Annotated in this window: 18 protein-coding genes; 12 read left to right on the top strand and 6 right to left on the bottom strand. The window is 57.3% G+C overall.

The features are described 5' to 3' along the window. Nucleotides 1-130: 130 nt before the first annotated feature. Nucleotides 131-1,489 carry an MATE family efflux transporter gene (locus ACNKU7_RS10580; RefSeq protein WP_418296952.1) on the bottom strand — a complete coding sequence of 453 codons (1,359 nt, stop codon included), beginning with the start codon at nt 1,487-1,489 and terminating at the stop codon, nt 131-133. 431 nt (nt 1,490-1,920) lie between these two features. Between ACNKU7_RS10580 and coxB the strand changes: the two genes are divergently transcribed. The 4 genes from coxB to ACNKU7_RS10560 are packed head-to-tail and all read left to right on the top strand — an operon-like array spanning nt 1,921 to nt 6,156. Beyond that, nucleotides 1,921-3,090, top strand: coding sequence for a cytochrome c oxidase subunit II (coxB, locus tag ACNKU7_RS10575; RefSeq protein WP_418296951.1), 1,170 nt, complete (start codon nt 1,921-1,923; stop codon nt 3,088-3,090). A 24-nt stretch (nt 3,091-3,114) separates the two neighbouring features. Beyond that, the gene (gene ctaD, locus ACNKU7_RS10570) at nt 3,115-4,665 is read left to right on the top strand and encodes a cytochrome c oxidase subunit I (protein ID WP_418296950.1); all 1,551 of its coding nucleotides are present in this window, start codon (nt 3,115-3,117) and stop codon (nt 4,663-4,665) included. Nucleotides 4,666-4,686: 21 nt separating this feature from the next. Then, nucleotides 4,687-5,259 (top strand): cytochrome c oxidase assembly protein, encoded by a 573-nt coding sequence (locus ACNKU7_RS10565; RefSeq protein WP_418296949.1) that lies wholly within the window; start codon nt 4,687-4,689, stop codon nt 5,257-5,259. A gap of 6 nt (nt 5,260-5,265) precedes the next feature. Beyond that, nucleotides 5,266-6,156, top strand: a complete 891-nt coding sequence (locus tag ACNKU7_RS10560; RefSeq protein ID WP_418296948.1) for a cytochrome c oxidase subunit 3 — start codon at nt 5,266-5,268, stop codon at nt 6,154-6,156. A gap of 41 nt (nt 6,157-6,197) precedes the next feature. On the opposite strand, the gene ACNKU7_RS10555 is transcribed toward ACNKU7_RS10560, so the two are convergent. After that, nucleotides 6,198-6,422, bottom strand: a complete 225-nt coding sequence (locus tag ACNKU7_RS10555) for a DUF2909 domain-containing protein (RefSeq protein WP_418296947.1) — start codon at nt 6,420-6,422, stop codon at nt 6,198-6,200. 141 nt (nt 6,423-6,563) lie between these two features. Between ACNKU7_RS10555 and ACNKU7_RS10550 the strand changes: the two genes are divergently transcribed. The 6 genes from ACNKU7_RS10550 (at nt 6,564) to ACNKU7_RS10525 (ending at nt 11,612) form a co-directional block, all read left to right on the top strand. Beyond that, nucleotides 6,564-7,253, top strand: a complete 690-nt coding sequence (locus ACNKU7_RS10550) for an SURF1 family protein (protein ID WP_418296946.1) — start codon at nt 6,564-6,566, stop codon at nt 7,251-7,253. A 54-nt stretch (nt 7,254-7,307) separates the two neighbouring features. Further along, entirely contained in the window at nt 7,308-7,976 is a 669-nt protein-coding gene (locus tag ACNKU7_RS10545; protein ID WP_418296945.1) for an SCO family protein, read from the top strand. A gap of 53 nt (nt 7,977-8,029) precedes the next feature. Then, entirely contained in the window at nt 8,030-9,073 is a 1,044-nt protein-coding gene (locus ACNKU7_RS10540; protein WP_418296944.1) for a COX15/CtaA family protein, read from the top strand. 54 nt (nt 9,074-9,127) lie between these two features. After that, a complete protein-coding gene (gene cyoE, locus ACNKU7_RS10535; RefSeq protein ID WP_418296943.1) occupies nt 9,128-10,042 on the top strand; it encodes a heme o synthase in 915 nt (304 codons plus the stop codon). After that, nucleotides 10,039-10,707, top strand: coding sequence for an SCO family protein (locus ACNKU7_RS10530; protein WP_418296942.1), 669 nt, complete (start codon nt 10,039-10,041; stop codon nt 10,705-10,707). Before cyoE ends, ACNKU7_RS10530 begins: the two co-directional genes overlap by 4 nt. Before the next feature lie 113 nt (nt 10,708-10,820). Beyond that, entirely contained in the window at nt 10,821-11,612 is a 792-nt protein-coding gene (locus ACNKU7_RS10525) for a CPBP family intramembrane glutamic endopeptidase (protein ID WP_418296941.1), read from the top strand. 18 nt (nt 11,613-11,630) lie between these two features. On the opposite strand, the gene ACNKU7_RS10520 is transcribed toward ACNKU7_RS10525, so the two are convergent. Both ACNKU7_RS10520 and ACNKU7_RS10515 read right to left on the bottom strand, forming a co-directional pair. Next, entirely contained in the window at nt 11,631-12,431 is an 801-nt protein-coding gene (locus tag ACNKU7_RS10520; RefSeq protein WP_418297102.1) for an iron chelate uptake ABC transporter family permease subunit, read from the bottom strand. Between the two features lie 5 nt (nt 12,432-12,436). Continuing rightward, the gene (locus ACNKU7_RS10515) at nt 12,437-13,225 is read right to left on the bottom strand and encodes an ATP-binding cassette domain-containing protein (RefSeq protein WP_418296940.1); all 789 of its coding nucleotides are present in this window, start codon (nt 13,223-13,225) and stop codon (nt 12,437-12,439) included. Between the two features lie 138 nt (nt 13,226-13,363). Between ACNKU7_RS10515 and ACNKU7_RS10510 the strand changes: the two genes are divergently transcribed. Continuing rightward, nucleotides 13,364-14,311: a metal ABC transporter solute-binding protein, Zn/Mn family gene (locus tag ACNKU7_RS10510; RefSeq protein ID WP_418296939.1), complete on the top strand. Its 948-nt coding sequence runs from the start codon at nt 13,364-13,366 to the stop codon at nt 14,309-14,311. Here the strand turns inward: ACNKU7_RS10510 and ACNKU7_RS10505 are convergent. Next, the gene (locus tag ACNKU7_RS10505; RefSeq protein ID WP_418296938.1) at nt 14,308-14,595 is read right to left on the bottom strand and encodes a hypothetical protein; all 288 of its coding nucleotides are present in this window, start codon (nt 14,593-14,595) and stop codon (nt 14,308-14,310) included. The genes ACNKU7_RS10510 and ACNKU7_RS10505 overlap by 4 nt on opposite strands. A gap of 194 nt (nt 14,596-14,789) precedes the next feature. Then, nucleotides 14,790-15,191: a hypothetical protein gene (locus ACNKU7_RS10500; RefSeq protein WP_418296937.1), complete on the bottom strand. Its 402-nt coding sequence runs from the start codon at nt 15,189-15,191 to the stop codon at nt 14,790-14,792. A gap of 211 nt (nt 15,192-15,402) precedes the next feature. On the opposite strand from ACNKU7_RS10500, the gene polA reads away from it, so the two are divergent. Then, nucleotides 15,403-18,147, top strand: a complete 2,745-nt coding sequence (polA, locus tag ACNKU7_RS10495; protein ID WP_418296936.1) for a DNA polymerase I — start codon at nt 15,403-15,405, stop codon at nt 18,145-18,147. Nucleotides 18,148-18,878: the final 731 nt, after the last annotated feature.

Below are 18,878 nucleotides of genomic sequence, written 5' to 3'. Positions count from 1 at the left end.
AAAAAACGGCGAAGCCGCTTCCCCGTTTCTTTGCCGTGTTAGATGCTGCCGAATAATACCGCTTTCCGGCCATATAACGGTTCCGGCAAGACTGCTTGACGCTGGAAGAGGGTTCTAACCGTAGCTCCAGTTACAGCCAGTTGTTTTTCTTAGTGTAGCGGTAAAAATAGACCATAAGCCCGCCGGAACGTGCGACAAACCACAAAAATAGGCTGAGCCAGATGCCAGCATTGCCCTGGTGGCGGGTGAACCACCAACAGGGTAAGAACACGATCACAGTGGCGATAAACATGGTGTCACGCATCTGGCGGCTCTTGCCTGCACCGATGAACACCCCATCCAGCTGATAGCTCCAGACCGCGACCAGTGGCAGCGCACACAGCCAAGGGTAGTACGCCTGAGCCAATTCCAGTACGTCCGGGATGCTGGTGAACAGGGGCAGTATCCAGCTGCGCCCGGTAACCAGTACCGCGGTAATCAGGAGTGCTGAACCGAGAGCCCAGATGCCGGCGGCGGTGACTGTGCGCATAAAGCGAATAGTCGATTGCCGGCGCACGGCGTTGCCGACCAGGGATTCGGTAGCATGGGCAAAGCCATCCAGGGCATAGGAGGTTGCCATTAACAGCTGCAGCAAAATCGCATTTGCGGCCAGCACCGCATCGCCCTGGGCCGCGCCCTGAGCGGTAAAAAAGGTCAGGGTGAACAATAACAGGCAGGTGCGCACAAACAGGTCGCTGTTGATCTGGAGCAATTCACGCCAAGGGGCTGCTTGTTGCCAAGGCCAGAAATTCCCGCTGGTCACGCTGCGATCTACCTCTTCCTGCAACTGCGGATAGCGTCTGCCGAGCAGCCAGGCGGCGAGGGCAAAGCTGCAGAGGTCCGCAGCTACCGAGGCCCAGGCCGCACCCTGTGCGCCCATATCCAGGCCGATAATCAGCAGCAGGTCGAGTGCGATATTCAGCAGGTTCGCGCATACCAGGATCAGCAGCGGGGTGCGACTGTCCCCGCGGCCAATAAAAAAGCCGAGAATGGCAAAATTGGCTAGTGCAAACGGGGCGCTCAACAGACGGATCTGGAGGTAGTCGTGGGCGTGTGGGGCGGCCGCGGTGCTGGCATTCATCCACTGGGTTATGGCCGGCAACAGGGGAGTAGCCATGGCTGTGAGTAACACCCCGAGGGCTCCGGCCAACGCGAGGGCGCGCAGTAGCCAGGGGATGCCGGAATCCTTGGCCCGGGCTACCAGGCCGGTTGTGCCCATACGCAGGAAGCCGAACGCCCACAGCAGCATGGAAATGACGCTGGCCCCGATGGCGACTCCGGAAAGATATTCTGCACTGGACAGGTGGCCGAGCACGGCAGTATCTACGGCGCCGAGTAACGGTACGCTTACGTTGCTTAAAATCATCGGCCAGGCGAGATCCCATACGCGCTGGTAGGGGGCGAACCGTCGGCGCGAAAAGGCACGCGTGCGAGCCAGTAAATTCTTCATCTAGTTTGGCGGTGTAATTGACTTTTATTGAGCGATGTGTTCCTTTTGACTGTGCAGTAGATGCGACAAAAAAACACAGGTTGTTGGTTGTACCTTTCGGGCGGCGACATCTGAAGTAAATAAGCTTTTAGCGAAAAATAACAAGTTGCACTGACAGCAGTATCGCGCAGCTGTGGCCTCCCCCGGCGTGCGCACAGTGTATGTAGTCTTGGTTTACTACAGCATGTCCACATTGATGTGTGGAATATTTCCGGCGTAAACGCCGGGCAGACTCCAGTCCTCCGCAATAGCCAACGGCTGTTACAGGGCTTTGCTACCTTGTTGGTGACCGCGCTGCGGCCATGCGTACACGTTTCTGTGTTGCGGGTCCGCAACCGTGTGACCGCAGGAAAGCGGCTCGCGAGAATAACAAACATGGAGATCTGCAGGCGATGTTGATGGGCTTAAAACGGCTGTTCGCCTTCCTGTTCCTCTCGATCCTCACACCTATCACGTTTGCCCAGCAAGCTGCGGAAGCAGCCGGGAATACAGCGGGTGAAGCGGAGCGCTGGGGGGTCAATATGACCCAGGGAGTTACCGAAGTTTCCCGTACCACTTACGATTTGCACATGCTGATTTTCTGGATCTGCGTGGTGATCGGTGTTCTTGTGTTCGGGGTGATGTTCTACAGCATGTGGCGTCACCGCAAGAGTAAGGGATACGAGGCATCCCAGTTCCATGAGAGCACCCTGGTGGAGCTGGCCTGGACGATTGTGCCAACACTGATCCTGATCGGCATGGCCATACCGGCAACCAAGACCCTGTACGAGATCTATGACACCAAAGAAGCCGACCTGGACATCATGATTACCGGCTACCAGTGGAAGTGGAAATACGACTACCTGGGTTCCGATGTGTCTTTCTTCTCCAATCTCTCCACTTCCCGCGCTCAAATCAATAACGAACTGCCCAAGTCGGAACACTACCTGCTCGAGGTGGATGAGCCGCTGGTGGTGCCCGTCAATAAGAAGATCCGTTTCCTGATCACGGCCAATGATGTCATTCACGCCTGGTGGGTGCCGGATCTCGCGGTGAAAAAGGACGCGATCCCCGGGTTTGTGAACGAGGCCTGGACCCGTATTGACGAGCCGGGCCTGTACCGTGGCCAGTGCGCCGAGCTGTGCGGTAAAGACCATGGCTTCATGCCGGTCGTGGTGAAAGCGGTTCCCGAAGATGAATATCACTCCTGGCTCAGCGAGCGCGCCGAGGCGGCCGCAAGGGTCAAGGAATTGACCAATAAAACGTTCACCTTCGATGAGCTCTATGCGCGCGGTGAAAAAGTTTACAACAGCACCTGTGTTGCCTGTCACCAGGCCAAGGGTGAAGGGGTGCCCGGCGCCTTCCCGGCGATCGCCGGCTCCAAGATTGCCACCGGCCCCATGGATGGCCATATGAGCATGGTGGTGGACGGGTCGTCGAAGAACCCGGCGATGCAGGCATTCGGTGCACAGTTGAGCGAGGTGGATATCGCCGCGGTGATTACTTACCAGCGCAATGCCTTCGGCAACAACATGGGCGACACCGTGCAGCCCATCGACATTCTCAATTTCAAGAATAAGTAAGCAGGAGCCGAGAGGAGTTTAGTTATGGCACACGGTCCGAAACCCGGTTTTACCCGCTGGCTCTACACAACTAACCACAAGGACATCGGTTCGATGTACCTGTGGTTCAGTTTTGCGATGTTCCTGCTTGGCGGTTGTATGGCGCTGGTAATCCGCGCTGAGCTGTTTCAACCCGGGCTGCAAATTGTGCAGCCGGAATTCTTCAACCAGATGACCACCATGCATGGTTTGATCATGGTGTTTGGGGCGGTGATGCCTGCATTCGTGGGCCTGGCCAACTGGATGGTGCCGATGATGATCGGTGCTCCTGATATGGCCTTGCCGCGTATGAATAACTGGAGCTTCTGGATTTTGCCATTTGCATTTGCAATGTTGGCTTCCACGCTCTTCATGGAGGGGGGCGCGCCCAATTTTGGCTGGACGTTCTACGCTCCACTGTCCACCGAATATGCCCCGCCGAGCGTCACCTTCTTCATATTCTCCATCCATATCATGGGTGCATCTTCGATCATGGGGGCGATCAATATTGTCGCCACCATTCTGAATATGCGTGCACCGGGCATGACCCTGATGAAAATGCCGCTGTTCGTGTGGACCTGGCTGATTACCGCCTATCTGCTGATTGCGGTTATGCCGGTACTCGCAGGTGTCGTAACCATGATGCTGATGGACATCCATTTTGGTACCAGTTTCTTCAGCGCGGCCGGTGGCGGTGACCCGGTGCTGTTCCAGCACGTGTTCTGGTTCTTCGGTCACCCGGAGGTTTACATCATGATCCTGCCGGCGTTTGGTATCGTGTCGGCGATTATTCCCACCTTTGCGCGCAAGCCGCTGTTCGGCTACAGCTCGATGGTGTATGCCACGGCATCCATCGCCTTCCTCAGTTTCATCGTGTGGGCACACCACATGTTCACCGTGGGAATGCCGATTGCCGGTGAGCTGTTCTTCATGTACGCCACCATGCTGATCGCGGTACCCACCGGGGTGAAGGTGTTCAACTGGGTCACTACCATGTTCCGCGGTTCCATGACCTTTGAAACCCCGATGCTGTTTTCCGTTGCCTTTGTAATCCTGTTCACCATCGGTGGCTTTTCCGGGCTGATGCTGGCCATTGCGCCGGCAGACTTCCAGTACCACGACACCTACTTTGTCGTGGCGCACTTCCACTATGTGCTGGTGCCGGGCGCCATCTTCTCGATCACCGCGGGTGTTTACTACTGGCTGCCGAAGTGGACCGGCCACATGTACAACGAAACCATGGGGAAAGTGCATTTCTGGCTCGCGTTTATCGGACTCAACGTGACCTTCTTCCCGATGCACTTTGTCGGGCTGGCGGGAATGCCCCGCCGGATTCCCGACTACGCCCTGCAGTTTGCCGACTTCAACCAGATTGCGAGTATCGGGGCCTTTCTGTTCGGGGCTGCGCAAATCGTGTTCCTGTTCAATGTGATTCGGACTGTACGCGGTGGTCGCAAAGCGACGGACGAGGTATGGGATAACCCGCAGGGACTGGAGTGGACCGTGCCTTCGCCCGCTCCGTACCACACCTTCAGCACACCTCCGGCGGTGCGTTAAATATCGGGTTGAGGCTGCCAGATGACCTGGAGTGACAACAGTAAAACCGCCGCAAAGCTTCTGACTTTTGCCGCCGGGATGCTGGGGTTTGCGCTCTTCGTGATGCCGCCCCTGTACGACGCCTTCTGCGAGATCACCGGCCTTAACGGCAAGACCGGTGGTCGCTATGAGGCGGTGCCGGCGGCGGTGGATCAGGAGCGACTGGTCAAGGTGCAGTTTGTTGCCACCCACAATGAGAATATGCCCTGGTCGTTCCGGCCAGACGTATTGGAAATGAGGGTACATCCGGGGCAGGCCGTGGACACGGTGTTCCATGCCAGTAACCCGACCGGGCGGGACATGGTGGGACAGGCAATACCCAGCCTGGTGCCATCCAAGGCCGCTGCGTACTTTCATAAAACGGAGTGCTTCTGCTTCAACCAGCAGGCGCTGGCTGCGGGTGAAGCGGCGGAGCTGTCACTGCGGTTTATTGTCGACCCTGACCTGCCGCGCAGCGTTAATACAATCACGCTTTCCTACACGCTGTTTGATGTCACGGAAAGGGTTGCGAACAAAACAGACAACAAAAATACCGACTCCGAGCGAGAGGGATGAAAAAATATGGCCACTGAAAGCAGCTACTATGTTCCCGAGCAGTCCCGGCTGCCGATTTTCGCCACGATCGGCCTGTTCCTTACGGCGTTTGGCGCTGCCAACTGGATCAATGGTGGTAGTTCCTACATTTTTTTTGCCGGTGCCTTGTCCATGGCAACGGTTCTCTGGTTCTGGTTTGCTGCCGTCATCAGGGAAAATATGGCGGGCCTCAACAGCGCCCAGCTTAAGCGCTCCTACGTCTGGGGGATGGGCTGGTTCATTTTTTCCGAAGTGATGTTCTTCGCGGCATTCTTTGGCGCGCTCTACTATATTCGCACCTTCGCGCTGCCCTGGTTGGGCGGTGAAGGAGATCGCGGTTCCTCCAACTTACTGTGGCAGGGTTTCGAGAATAGCTGGCCCTTAATGGTCACGCCGGAGCAGGCTGTCAGCGGTGAGTCTGCCAAGGTAATCGGTCCCAAAGGCATCATCGACCCCTGGCACTTGCCACTGCTGAACACCGTCCTGCTTCTCGCATCCAGCGTCACGGTGCACGTTGCGCACGTATTCCTGAAAAAGGGAAGGCGGCAGGCGTTCAATCTGTGGTTGGGCATCACAGTGATCCTCGGTGCGGCGTTCCTGTTCTTTCAGGTTGAAGAGTACCTGGAAGCATACCAGCACCTTGGGTTGACACTGGAATCCGGGATTTACGGCACCACCTTCTTCATGTTGACCGGATTTCACGGCGCACATGTGACAATGGGCACCATCATGCTGCTGATCATGCTGTTGCGTTCAGTAATCGCAAACCATTTCAAGCCCGATGACCATTTCGGGTTTGAAGCGGCCAGCTGGTACTGGCACTTCGTCGATGTCGTGTGGGTAGGGCTGTTTATTTTTGTCTATGTTCTGGGCGCCTGATTCCCCAGGTTTACGACTTAATTACCGGGACTCCGGCCAACTCAATACTTGTCCGCCCAGGGTGCAGTATTCGCGAGTTGGCCGCTGTCGAAGCCATACCAGATTGCGAACAGCAACAGTGCGGCGAGGCCCACGCGGATACCGAGAGCATAAAGAGTACGTTTGGATTCCGGTGCTCCCATGTCGCGCAACAGAAACACAAGGGCACTGGTCAAACTGGCCAGTACGGCGAGAAACAACAGTACGATTATTGCTTTTAGCCACATAGTAAAAAGCCATTTATAGAAGTAGTTATTGGCATGACAGTTCCGAATTCGTCGTCCGCCGGAGGCGACAAAGCGTTACCAACCGGGACCGGAAAATACTCCACGGAAAATGGAGAACCGTCGCGAGCAGCCAGTGTAGCATTGATACGCAGCTGGCCTCTCACGTTGTTGAGTTTGTGCCTGCTGCCGCTATTGCTTGCGCTCGGCAGCTGGCAATTACAGCGCGCTGATGAAAAGCAGCAGATTATTGCTGACATCGACGCGAGACTCGCGGCACAACCCCGCAAACTTTCTGCACTTGAATCCCCCGAAATTTTTACTCCGGTGCGCCTTCTTGGCTTTTATACCGATGAATACTTTTACCTCGATAACCGTACTCGCAATGGTCGCGTCGGTTACGAGGTGTTGCAGGTGTTTGTCAGCGGGCAGCAGCGCTGGTTGATCAATCGAGGCTGGCTGGCGGCGGGCTCAAGCCGCAACCAGCTACCGGAAGTGAATTACCCGTTGGCGGCAAAAGTAATTAACGGATTTCTATATCCCGTACCGGCCGGGAAGGGGCTTGCGAACATTGGTGCCCACGCACGGATACAGATGATTGATACCGGTTTGACGGCGGTGCTCGGACTGGATGAACCGGCATGGTCAATTCGCCTGAGTGCGGATTCAGATACGGCGCTGGTCACGGACTGGGAGTTTGTTAACAGCACGCCAGCTCGACACAAAGCCTACGCGTTCCAGTGGTTTTCCATGGCGGCTGCGCTCTGCATTCTTTGGTTGCTGGCAGCGACAAATATCCGCAGTATGATCACTGCTGGAATCATTCGCCGCTGAGCTTATTGAATAACAATAATCAGCGCCGCAGGGCGCACATGCGAGGTAAATAGGATGAGTGAATCAAATTACAGCGCGGGGGGCGCAGCGGTAGCCGCAACCAATTCCGCCATGGAGTCAGGGCACGCGGGGCGCAAGGCGGGTGTGGGGCGCATCGCCGCGCTCGGCGTTCTTGCTGCAGTGGCACTGCCGATTGTGGCGGCCTACCTGGTGTACCAGACCGGTTTCGGTATCCCCAAGGACACAGTTAACCAGGGCGAGCTGCTGCTTCCTCCACAGTCAGTCGCTGAGCTTGGATTGCTGGATGACAGCGGTGAAACGCTCGATCTGACTGCGGAGAGCCCACTCTGGCATTACCTGATTGTAAGCGAACAGGGCTGCAGCGACGTCTGTGCAGAATTGCTTTATACAACCCGTCAGGTTCATATCGGTCTTGGAGATAAGGCCCATCGTGTGGAACGGATATTGGTGACGGATACCGCCTTGGGGGGGCCGGCTCGGGAAGAAATTGCAAAGCAGCATCCGCGTATGCGCTTTGCGGTTGCGAACAGCCAGCAGCTGAAACAGTGGCTGGCCGACAGCGACCACGCTGACCAGCAAACCCCGAGTGTTTTGCTGGTTGATCAGGAAGGGTTTGCCATGATGGTTTATGACCACACCCATAGTGGCAAGCAGCTTCGCCAGGACATAAAGCGCCTGTTGAAGTACTCCTATGAACCCTAATGGGCACGCTTGGTGAAAGGTATTGGACATGGGGCTGAAAGGAGAGAGAACGGGTGGAATCTGATATCACAGAATTGAGAAAAAACTATAAAAAAGACTGGCGTTTCCGTCTCGCACTGATCGGTACCGGGCTGGCACTCACGGTCGTGGTATTGGGTGCGTTTACACGTTTGTCTCACGCCGGGCTGGGCTGCCCGGACTGGCCTGGCTGCTATGGACACTTGCTCTGGCCCAACGAGGGGCACGAAATTGCCATCGCGAATCAGGCGTTCCCCCACGCACCCGTGGAAACGGATAAAACCTGGCCGGAAATGGTGCACCGCTACTTTGCCGGCAGTTTGCTGCTTTTGGTCGTCAGCCTGACCTTTATGTTCTGGCGGCGCCGTGGACACCGCGGTTTTTACCAGAGCCATTTTCTTCTGGGGCTGATCATCCTGCAGGCTGCCTTTGGCATGTGGACCGTAACCCTGAAATTGTGGCCGCAGGTAGTGACTGCCCACCTGCTTGGCGGCATGGCGACATTGTCGGTCCTGTGGATGCTCGCCGAGCGGCTTCGCTACCGGCGCCGGCTGATCCCGCCCCACGAATTTACTGCCTTGCAGAACTTGCGCCCGCTGGCGATAGTGGCGGTTGTGGTGGTATCGCTGCAAATTGCCTTGGGTGGCTGGACCAGCTCCAATTACGCCGCGCTCGCCTGCCCGGATTTCCCAACCTGCCACAACCAGTGGTGGCCAGCTGCCGACTTCAGTGAAGGATTCAACATTGCCCAACAAATCGGCCCGAATTATCTCGGCGGTGCCATGGAAAGCGATGCCCGCACGGCGATCCATCTGACCCATCGCATTGGCGCACTCATCGTGGCGTTGCTGGTGCTGGCAGTGGCTTTTCGGGCTTGGAAGGCGGGCTCACCCCGCTGGGCGCAGGGCCTGATCGTTGTTCTGTGTTTGCAGATAGCGCTGGGAATCGCAAATGTTGTGCTATCGCTGCCGCTGCCTATCGCGGTTGCGCACAACGCCGGTGCCGCGCTGTTGTTACTGAGCTTGCTAACCTTCTGTTATCGAATCAATACGGTACAGCCGGAAATCAGGAAAACCTAGACAAGGCCGGAAGGAATTCGGCCACCAAAATAAGAAACAAAAGAGGTGGTAACCATGAGTACCCAGGCAGTAAGCATCCAACGTGCAACTTGGCGCGACTACTACGAACTCACCAAGCCCCGAGTGGTGATGTTGATGATACTCACCTCGGTGATCGGCATGCTGCTCGCCGTTCCCGGTATGGTACCTCTGGATGTGCTGCTCCTGGGCAACCTGGGTATCGCGCTGTGCGCGGGTTCGGCCGCTGCCGTAAACCACCTGGTGGATCGCCACATTGATATCAAGATGGCCCGCACAACCAACAGGCCCGTCGCCCGCGGACGGGTAGAACCGCAGAAGGCACTGGCTTTTGCCCTGATTCTGGGCTGTACAGGCATGGCGATATTGCTCGCATTTATCAATGCATTAACGGCCTGGCTGACCCTGTTTTCCCTGTTGGGCTATGCGGTCATCTATACCATGTTCCTAAAGCGCGCCACGCCACAGAATATCGTAATCGGAGGCCTCGCTGGCGCTGCGCCGCCCCTGCTCGGCTGGGTGGCCGTAACCGGTGACCTGCACGGGCACGGCTTGCTCCTGGCACTGATCATCTTTGCCTGGACTCCTCCGCATTTCTGGGCGCTGGCCGTACATCGCCGCGATGACTACGCCAAGGCAGAAATTCCCATGCTGCCGATTACCCACGGCGTGCAGTACACCAAAGTTCATATTCTTCTTTATACGTTCATCCTGTTTGCGGTCACACTGCTGCCATTTGCCACGGCGATGTTGGGGTGGCTGTATTTACTGGGGGCTGTGGTATTGGGGCTGGGTTTTGTGTACTGGTCAATTGAAATGCTGCGGGGAAAAAAACCCAATGCCGGTATGGAAACCTTCAAGTATTCCATCGTCTACCTGATGGCATTGTTCTGCATCATGCTGCTGGATCACTATCTGATTGTGTTGCCGCAAACTGGAGTGCTGCCGTGAGTTCGAACGTCCATCTGTCGCCGGATCAAAAGCGGGGCATTTTTCTCACCGTTGCGGTGATGGTGTTGTTCATGGTTGGCGTGCTGTTCGGGTTCGTCAACAAGATGGGCCAGCCGCGGATCATTACGGATTCGGAGTTGCGCGCGAATGGCGCAGTCACGCTGGAGCGGCCGCGCATTCTGGATCAGTTTGAACTGCTGGCAGATAGCGGTGACTCCTATTTCACCGATGAACTGGCGGGCGCCTGGACACTGGTATTTTTCGGTTTCACACATTGCCCCGATGTCTGTCCAACGACGCTGGCCACATTGAATCGATTCTATCTCACGCTGGATGAGGAAACCCGGAAAGACACCAGGGTGCTACTGGTTTCTGTTGACCCGCAACGCGACAAGCCTAAGCAGCTTTACGAATATGTGCGTTACTTCAACCCCGATTTCAGTGCGGTAACCGGTGAATTCCTCGCATTGAAGCGCTTTGCCAACCAGCTGAACGTGCCATTCAACAAGGTTCCACTGGGGGATGGCGAATACACCGTGGATCACGGATCTCAAGTTGTGTTGATCAATCCCCGCGGACACTATCACGGCTTTTTCAAGGCGCCGCTGGATCCGGCAAAAATGAAATTGACCTATCGCTCTATCCGCGCGACATACAATGGGTGAAAATACTGCTGGCGTGACAATGGAATTGTGTCACTGAATCACTCTTCAGCAGGTATTAAAATTGCAAATCTCTGCAGTTTTTTTACCCCTAATGTAATGAAAATGGATTTTCTATGTTTACCCTCAATATCGCTCAGGGCGAACCTGTAATTCGCGCGACCGAAACCTTTGAAGGGAAAATGGTGTGGTTACCGGCTGCACTGTTATGCACGCTCGCATTTCCATTTGGCTGGATCGGGGTGTTTCCTCCCGCAATCTGGTTATCACTGGTTGCGATAGAAAATGCGCAAGGCTGGAAACGGGCTGCCGCATTTGTACTGGCGGCGGTACTCATGTTGGTGGTTAACAGCGGCCAGATTCCCGGTAACGCACACATAGCGCTACTGCCACCATACAGTGATCCCGAAGGCAACCTGATTTACGCCAGCCTGCGACCGGCCAAAGCGGTGATCGCGCTGGCGCTGGTGGTGTTCATGTTGCTGCGTCCACAACCCCTGAAACGCGCCGACTTACCGGTGATGGCTGGCGTCATCGCCCTACCCATTGTTGCCGGTGCGCTGCTTCTCGGCACCGACTTCAAATTCACTGCCACCATCGCCGTTGCCGCATTGATCAATCTTCTGGTGGTTTGTATCGCAGAAGAGGGGTTCTTCCGCTGGGTACTGCAACGGGGGCTCGGGCAACTGGTTGGCAAGCGGAAATGGTTGGCGACGGGGATAGTCGCCGCCTTGTTCACCACACTTCACACCGCCTGGGCGGCTTCCCCATTGATGTTGGGGCTAGTGGGTTTGGCTGCGCTGGGATACGCGCTGCTTTGGCAGCTGCGGGAAAGTTTTTGGGCCTGCGTGCTGGCACATTGGGGCGTGAATTTGTTGCATATGACGATGCTGCCATACAACGGGTAATGCCTTCTGAGCATTCGTTTATGTACGCTCGCCTTGAATGAGCTGGCCGAAAAGAAACAGGCATCCCGCGGCCAATACAATGGACGGGCCCGCAGGTGAGTCCCAAAGTACCGACGCCGCCAGGCCCATCAGTACGGCGAGACAGCCAATGGCCGCAGCATAGACGGCCATCTGCTCCGGTGTGCGGGAAAGCCGGCGTGCGGTTGCCGCAGGGATAATCAGCAGCGCTGTTATTAACAGCACGCCGACCACCTTCATCGCGATTGCTATCAGCAATGCCAGCATCAGCATCAGTGCCAGGCGAATCTTTTCAACCGGTATACCTTCCACCGCAGCTAGTTCTTCATGCAGAGTGAATGCAAGAAGTTTTGGCCATAACCACAGCATAAGCAGGGCAATGATAACGGCAGCCACCGTCATCAGCAGCAAATCCTGGGTGGATACCGCCAGCAGGTCTCCCAGCAGCAGCGACAGCAGATCCACATTGATGTCCAGCACGCTTACCGTCACGATGCCGAGCGCGAGCATGGAATGGGACAGGATGCCGAGTAGCGTATCCACTGACAGATGCTGGTGCCGCTGCAGGTAGACGAGCAGCAGCGCGAGCAGGCAGCTGCTGGCGCCCACTGCCAGTGTGGGTTGGATATGCAGGACAAACCCCAGGGTCACACCGAGCAGGGCAGAATGTGCCAGGGTATCGCCGAAATAAGCCATGCGCCGCCACACCGCGAAACAGCCCAACGGGCCACTGACGAGAGCGACCAGCAGGCCGGCGGCCAGGGCGTACCAGAGAAACTGAGAGTGCAGCAGCTGGGTCAAATCATTCACGGGTTGGGCTTGCCCTTTTGCTCGTGGTGGTGACTTTGGTGACAGCAATCGTCGACAACTTCCCCACTCAGATCGTGGTGATGGTTGTGCTGGTGGGTGTACGGGGCCACCTTGTCGCCGAACAACTCCAGATATGCCGGGTCGCGACTGACCTGCTCCGGGTGGCCGAAACAGCAAATGTGCTGGTTGATGCACAAGACGTGATCAGTGGCGGCCATCACTAGGTGCAGGTCGTGGGAAACAAGCAGAACGCCGCAGTGCAGCTCATCGCGCAGTTGGGCGATCAGCTGATAGACCTCACTCTGTCCGCCCACATCGACGCCCTGGGTCGGTTCATCGAGAACCAGCAACTGGGGTTTGCGCGCGGCGGCACGCGCGAGCAGCACGCGCTGCATTTCACCGCCGGAAAGGTCGGCCAGCCGGGCACCCGCCAGTTGCTCAGCACCCACGCGTGCCAGCGCATCCGACACCCTGACACCTTCTATACCCAGCTGCAGAAAGCGATCTACAGTCATCGGCATGGTCGCATCGATCTGCAGGCGTTGTGGCATATACCCCAGACGCAAGCCGCGGCGCCGTTGCACAGAACCGGACGTGGGCCTGGTCAGGCCCAGCAACAGGCGCAGCAGGGTGGTCTTTCCCGCGCCATTAGGCCCGATGATGGTGACAATCTCGGCGGGCTGCAATTCCAGGGTGATGTCACGCAGCAGCTGGCGGCCATCGAGTTCGAGGCCGAGCGCCTGGGCGCGGATGAGAGGCTCTGATGAACTCAGGGAGAACTCCATTTCATCGTATTCTGGGTATGTGAAAGGGCCGCTTTGCTATGTGCCCTGGCGAACGGCTGGCGAGTGTAAGCCGGGTATGATTATATCGCACTTCTTTTTCTGAACAGCGCAGTGGCAATCTCCTAGAATTGGCTGCCTGTGAGATCATTGGTACCCATGTCGATATTTTTCCATCGCCTGCTCAGGCACCCCTTCCTCCTGTACAGCCTCACATTGCTGCTGGTTTCTGGCTGTGATAGCAACAACCAACCAGAGTCAGCACGCAGTCAATCGTCCCCAGTTGTCGTCAGTATCAAACCCATTGCAATGATTGCACGGGAAATCGTCGGTGATGGCACACAAATCGTGCAGCTGGTGGGCAGTGGCGACCCGCACCATTATGCGCCGAAAGTAACGGATCGCGCGGCGATCGAGCACGCGCAAGTGGTAGTGTGGATGGGCCCGGCCATGGAAGCAGTGCTGGCCCGCCAGATGACACAGGTGCCTAAGGACAGGCAGCTCGAGTTACTCTCCGCAGGCGGCTACGAATATGAGGGCGGGGATTCGGCCGATCCGCACCTGTGGTTGCGGCCGCGCAATGCCGCGGTGATGGCGGCGCATATAGCAACCCGGATGGCGGAACTTAACCCCGGACTGGCCGAAAGCTACCGGCAGCGGGCCAGGGATTTCTCCCGCGCCATGGCTAACCTGCAGAAGGTTCAGGATCGCGCACTCTGGGCCTACCGCGATGTCCCCATTGTCACCACTCACCAGGCCTACGGCCACTTTTTCGGCCCCGCCGGGGTTGCCGTGGAAAGCCTTGGCACTGCCGCCAGCCATCAGCATGGTGCGCGTACGATGCTGGAGAAGGGGGCGGCCGTGAACACCGGCGGGGGCGTCCGCGGCTGCCTGTTTGGCGAGGTGCCGGCAAATGCGCGGGATCGCCAGACCGCCGAACACCTGGGGCTGGATTACCAGCCATTGGATCCCCTGGGGATAGATCTGCCGGCGCAATCTACTTATATGCAATTGATGGAAAAGCTGCTGGCTGATGCGCGCCTGTGCCTGTCTCGCGTACCGGACAGTCCCGGATCCCAGAAGGACTAAGACTGGGTTGGAGGCAGGATCTGCAGCTTGCGCAGCTTTGCCTCACGTGCGCGGGCTTTTTGCGCCTGTTTTTGCAGGAGTTCGAGCTGGCGGTGGCGCTTTTCCATAGCGACATCGCTGTCCCCATCGCTGGTCGGGCGCTTGCCGAGCCACGTTGGCGGCACCGTCTCGAGTGTTGGCGGCTGCCACTCGGGAGCCTTGGGTGTCGGTTGGGAGAGCGATGCGGCGCTGACGGGAAGAGCCGCGACGGCACTCAACATGGTAGCGATGAAAATCCTTTTCATTGGCTGATTCCTGAGTTGAAACGGGTCGTTTGCCTGCCACCGGCAGGGCGCCGGAGGCGGGCCGCGTAATTGAAGCGCTGCGGTATTGCCGCGCAGTAACAGTGGCTAGAACCTTTTGTGACCGCCGGTGATTCCGAACCCTTCTCCAGCGTCACCCTGAATGGACGCGCCGCGCTGCCTCCCGGATGCGCAACTCAGGTGGGTTCCTGCGTCTCCTGCTCACTGGCTTTACGCTGTTCTTCCAGCTGGCGCTCCAGTGCCTCAGAGCGCGCTGCTTCCTGTTCGCTTTGCTGGCGCAGCTGCTCAGCGACTGCCGCTTCCCTTTCGGCGCGGAAGCGCTCCATCTCCGCCTGTTGGTGTTCGCGCAGCAAACGTTGTTGCTGGCGCTTTAGCTGTTGGGCCAGCGACGCCTTGTGGCGCTCCTGTGCACTGCCTAAGATCGCGTCATCCAGGGCTTCTCCCCACACCTGCAGATACTCCATTGGGCCCGGTAACTGGGCGGAATCTGCCTCCGCCTGACCCGAAACCTGCCCTATGCCTGGGCCTGCAGCCAATGCTGCAATCAGTGCCAGACCAGCAATCGAACGCGCTTCCATGTCTCGATCCTCACTACCTCTATCCCACTGCCTCTCGCCGTAATCACACGGTGAGCCGGCCTCAGATTGAGCATAGAAGGCCGGACGGTGTGTGGGATGACACTGCGATGACCGCACCTTTCCGGGCGTTCGACCGAGCGCGAACTGGCAATCGCGGTTATCCTGTCGGCCTCTGCAAACGATCAAAGAACCGCAGCCAAATCGGATATTTATGAGTAATAACGCCTCCAGCGCCGCACCACTGATCCTGGTGGACGGCTCTTCCTATCTCTATCGCGCCTTTCACGCCTTGCCGCCCCTGGCGACCAGTACTGGTCAGCCCACGGGAGCAGTGCGCGGCGTCATTTCCATGCTGCGCCGCCATCTCAAGGAGCATCCGGACAGCACCGTGGCTGTTGTTTTCGACGCCAAGGGCAAGACCTTCCGCGATGAACTATTCGCCGAATACAAATCCCATCGCCCGCCGATGCCGGATGACCTGCGCGCCCAGATACAGCCGATTCACGACATCATCGACGCCATGGGGCTGCCGCGCCTGGTGATCGACGGGGTTGAGGCGGACGATGTGATCGGCACCCTTGCGCTGCAGGCCGCCGAACAGGGCATGCAAGTGATCATTTCCACCGGCGACAAGGACATGGCCCAGCTGGTGCGCCCCGGTGTGACACTGGTAAACACCATGTCCAATACCGAACTGGACGTGGCAGGGGTGAAAGAGAAGTTTGGCGTTGGACCGGAACTGATCATCGATTTCCTCGCATTAATGGGGGACAAGGCGGACAACATTCCCGGCGTGCCCGGTGTCGGCGAGAAAACTGCGCTGGCGCTGCTGCAGAATCTCGGCAGCCTGAAAGACATCTATGCCGACCTGGATGCCATTGCGCCTCTCGGATTCCGGGGTTCCAAGACCCTGGCCAAGAAGATGGCCGAGCACAAGGACGCTGCGGATATGTCCTACGTGCTTGCCACCATCAAAACGGATGTGGAAATGGACTGCCACCCGGAGTCGCTGGCCAACGCCGAGCCGGATTTGGACAAACTGCGGCAGCTGTTTGCTGAAATGGAATTTCGCGGCTGGCTTGATGAGCTGGAGAGTGATGGCGATGGAGCATCCGCTGCCGAAGTGGTGGCCGTGGAGCGCAATTATTCGATCATCACGGATGAAAAGCTGTTCGATGAGTGGTTGCAGAAGCTGGAGGCGGCGGAGATTTTCGCATTCGATACAGAAACTACCAGTCTCAATTACATGCAGGCGAAACTGGTCGGGGTGAGCTTCGCGGTGGAACCCGGTGAGGCAGCCTATGTTCCCCTCGCGCACGACTACATGGGTGCACCACCGCAGCTCGACTTTGATGCGGCACTGGCAAAACTGAAACCACTGCTGGAAAGTGAGCAGCACAAGAAAGTCGGCCAGAACCTGAAGTACGACAGCCACATCCTGGCCAATTACGACATCGCCCTGCGGGGTATCCAGCGCGATACCATGCTTGAGTCCTATGTACTCGACAGTACCGGCAGCCGCCACGATATGGACAGTCTGGCACAGAAGTACCTCGGCGAAACCACGATCAAGTTCGAGGATATTGCGGGTAAAGGTGCCAAACAGCTGACATTCAACCAGATTGAACTGGACAAGGCCGGCCCCTATGCGGCCGAGGATGCGGACATCACCCTGCGCCTGCACCGCGAGCTGAGCGGTCGCCTGGGCAAAGAACCGAGCCTGGAAAAGGTGCTCGATGAAATCGAGATGCCCCTGGTGCCGGTGCTGGCCCGGATCGAGCGCAATGGTGCCTACATTGATGCGGCCATGCTGAAGCAGCAAAGCATCGAGCTTGAGCAGAAGATGCGTGAGCTGGAGCAGCAGGCCTACGACGAGGCGGGCGAGGAGTTCAACCTCGGTTCCACCAAGCAGCTGGGCACCATCCTGTTCGAAAAGCTGGACATCCCGGTCATCAAGAAAACCCCCAAGGGCGCGCCGTCCACAGCCGAACCGGTACTGCAGGAGTTGGCGCTGTCACACAAGCTGCCGGCATTGATCATGCAGTACCGGGGCATGGCCAAGTTGAAGAACACCTATACCGACAAGTTGCCGCAGATGATTGATCCCGGCACCGGCCGCGTACATACGTCCTATCACCAGGCGGTTGCCGCAACAGGTCGCCTGTCATCCAGCGATCCCAACCTGCAGAACATCCCGATTCGCACGGAAGAGGGCCGGCGTATCCGCCAGGCATTTGTGGCAGATCCGCGCATCAATGGGGGCAGCGTCATTGTGGCCGCAGACTATTCGCAGATCGAGCTGCGCATCATGGCGCACCTGTCCGGCGATAAAGGCCTTCTCGACGCATTCGCGGAAGGGGCGGATATCCACCGTGCAACGGCAGCGGAAGTCTTCGAGGTGCCGGTAGGTGAAGTGACCGATGAACAGCGCCGCCGGGCGAAGGCGATCAATTTTGGCCTGATCTACGGTATGTCCGCGTTTGGCCTGGCGAAACAGCTCGATATTCCGCGCGCAGATGCGCAGAGTTATATCGACCGCTATTTCGAGCGCTACCCGGGTGTGCTCGCCTATATGGAAAACACCCGCAAGCAGGCCGCGGACAAGGGGTATGTGGAAACCCTGTACGGGCGACGCCTGTACTTGCCGGAAATCAATTCCAGAAATGGCATGCAGCGTCAGGCCGCTGAGCGCACCGCGATCAATGCGCCGATGCAGGGCACCGCCGCGGACATCATTAAGCGCGCAATGGTTGCCGTAGATCGCTGGCTGCTGGAAGAAAAAATGCAAACTCGCCTGATTATGCAGGTGCACGACGAACTGGTGCTAGAGGTACCCGCCAGTGAGCGCGAGCGGGTGGTCAAAGCGATACCGGAGCTCATGCAGGCTGCCGCGAACCTGGATGTACCACTGATCGCGGATCTCGGAGAGGGCAAGAACTGGGACGAAGCCCACTGATACCCGGGGCGGAAAAGGGGCTTGCCGCGGTAGCCGACGGGGGCAGTAACGGGTCGATTTTGGCCCGGCAAATATTTTGAAAAAAATCCGGATGCTGGGGAACCAACGCTGGCGGGGTTCCTCTAACAAACAAGATCGTTGAATTGCAACATCATCCCCAAAGCTTAGTCAGAAGCCCCTCGCCCCGAGCTACCCCAATCGGGGCTTTTTTTTGCCTGTCGGTTTCGTCGATTGCCATCCCCGCGGGGTTGGTGACGGAAATTTTTTGCATGTTTGGCTGAAATTTGTCCGCTGCGGATTTCTGAATCCGTGCGGGCGTCGACTTTTTTACCGCTGTTCGACGACGAAAGTCTCAGAACGAGAATTTTTTGCCCGCAATAAAAGGGTTTGTGGGATAGAGTTGCGGTGTCCGAAATTTGGAAATAAGAGTGGGGAACCTAGACGGTTCATCTTAGTCTTTGTACTGAATGAAGTGCATCGGATGCAGTGGAATTTGGGTGAGAACCCAAAGGCGTGCCCGTCCCCCTGGGCGCGTCTCCCAAGTGCCCATCCCCAAGGGCACTGACCCCTGGCCGGCAGCTGCAATCTGCCGGCTTTTTTTTGCCTGTGCGAAGCTGTTGCCTGCTTCCTATTCAGTCTAGTCCAAAGTTGGCGGGGCAATCAGCCATCGCGCACCGAACCAATTGCAAATGATAATTGATCGCATTAACCTCAATGGAAAGTATTGAGGA

The organism is Microbulbifer weihaiensis (assembly GCF_048323715.1).
GTDB lineage: Bacteria > Pseudomonadota > Gammaproteobacteria > Pseudomonadales > Cellvibrionaceae > Microbulbifer.
Note: the sequence above shows the minus strand (reverse complement) of the source record. Positions and strands in the feature narration are given on the sequence as shown.

What these genes read in the sequence shown, in the direction of transcription:
- ACNKU7_RS10580 (WP_418296952.1), bottom strand. Translation starts at nt 1,489, where the DNA reads ATGAAGAATTTACTGGCTCGCACGCGTGCCTTTTCGCGCCGACGGTTC.
- coxB (WP_418296951.1), top strand. Translation starts at nt 1,921, where the DNA reads ATGTTGATGGGCTTAAAACGGCTGTTCGCCTTCCTGTTCCTCTCGATC.
- ctaD (WP_418296950.1), top strand. Translation starts at nt 3,115, where the DNA reads ATGGCACACGGTCCGAAACCCGGTTTTACCCGCTGGCTCTACACAACT.
- ACNKU7_RS10565 (WP_418296949.1), top strand. Translation starts at nt 4,687, where the DNA reads ATGACCTGGAGTGACAACAGTAAAACCGCCGCAAAGCTTCTGACTTTT.
- ACNKU7_RS10560 (WP_418296948.1), top strand. Translation starts at nt 5,266, where the DNA reads ATGGCCACTGAAAGCAGCTACTATGTTCCCGAGCAGTCCCGGCTGCCG.
- ACNKU7_RS10555 (WP_418296947.1), bottom strand. Translation starts at nt 6,422, where the DNA reads ATGTGGCTAAAAGCAATAATCGTACTGTTGTTTCTCGCCGTACTGGCC.
- ACNKU7_RS10545 (WP_418296945.1), top strand. Translation starts at nt 7,308, where the DNA reads ATGAGTGAATCAAATTACAGCGCGGGGGGCGCAGCGGTAGCCGCAACC.
- cyoE (WP_418296943.1), top strand. Translation starts at nt 9,128, where the DNA reads ATGAGTACCCAGGCAGTAAGCATCCAACGTGCAACTTGGCGCGACTAC.
- ACNKU7_RS10525 (WP_418296941.1), top strand. Translation starts at nt 10,821, where the DNA reads ATGTTTACCCTCAATATCGCTCAGGGCGAACCTGTAATTCGCGCGACC.
- ACNKU7_RS10515 (WP_418296940.1), bottom strand. Translation starts at nt 13,225, where the DNA reads ATGGAGTTCTCCCTGAGTTCATCAGAGCCTCTCATCCGCGCCCAGGCG.
- ACNKU7_RS10505 (WP_418296938.1), bottom strand. Translation starts at nt 14,595, where the DNA reads ATGAAAAGGATTTTCATCGCTACCATGTTGAGTGCCGTCGCGGCTCTT.
- ACNKU7_RS10500 (WP_418296937.1), bottom strand. Translation starts at nt 15,191, where the DNA reads ATGGAAGCGCGTTCGATTGCTGGTCTGGCACTGATTGCAGCATTGGCT.
- polA (WP_418296936.1), top strand. Translation starts at nt 15,403, where the DNA reads ATGAGTAATAACGCCTCCAGCGCCGCACCACTGATCCTGGTGGACGGC.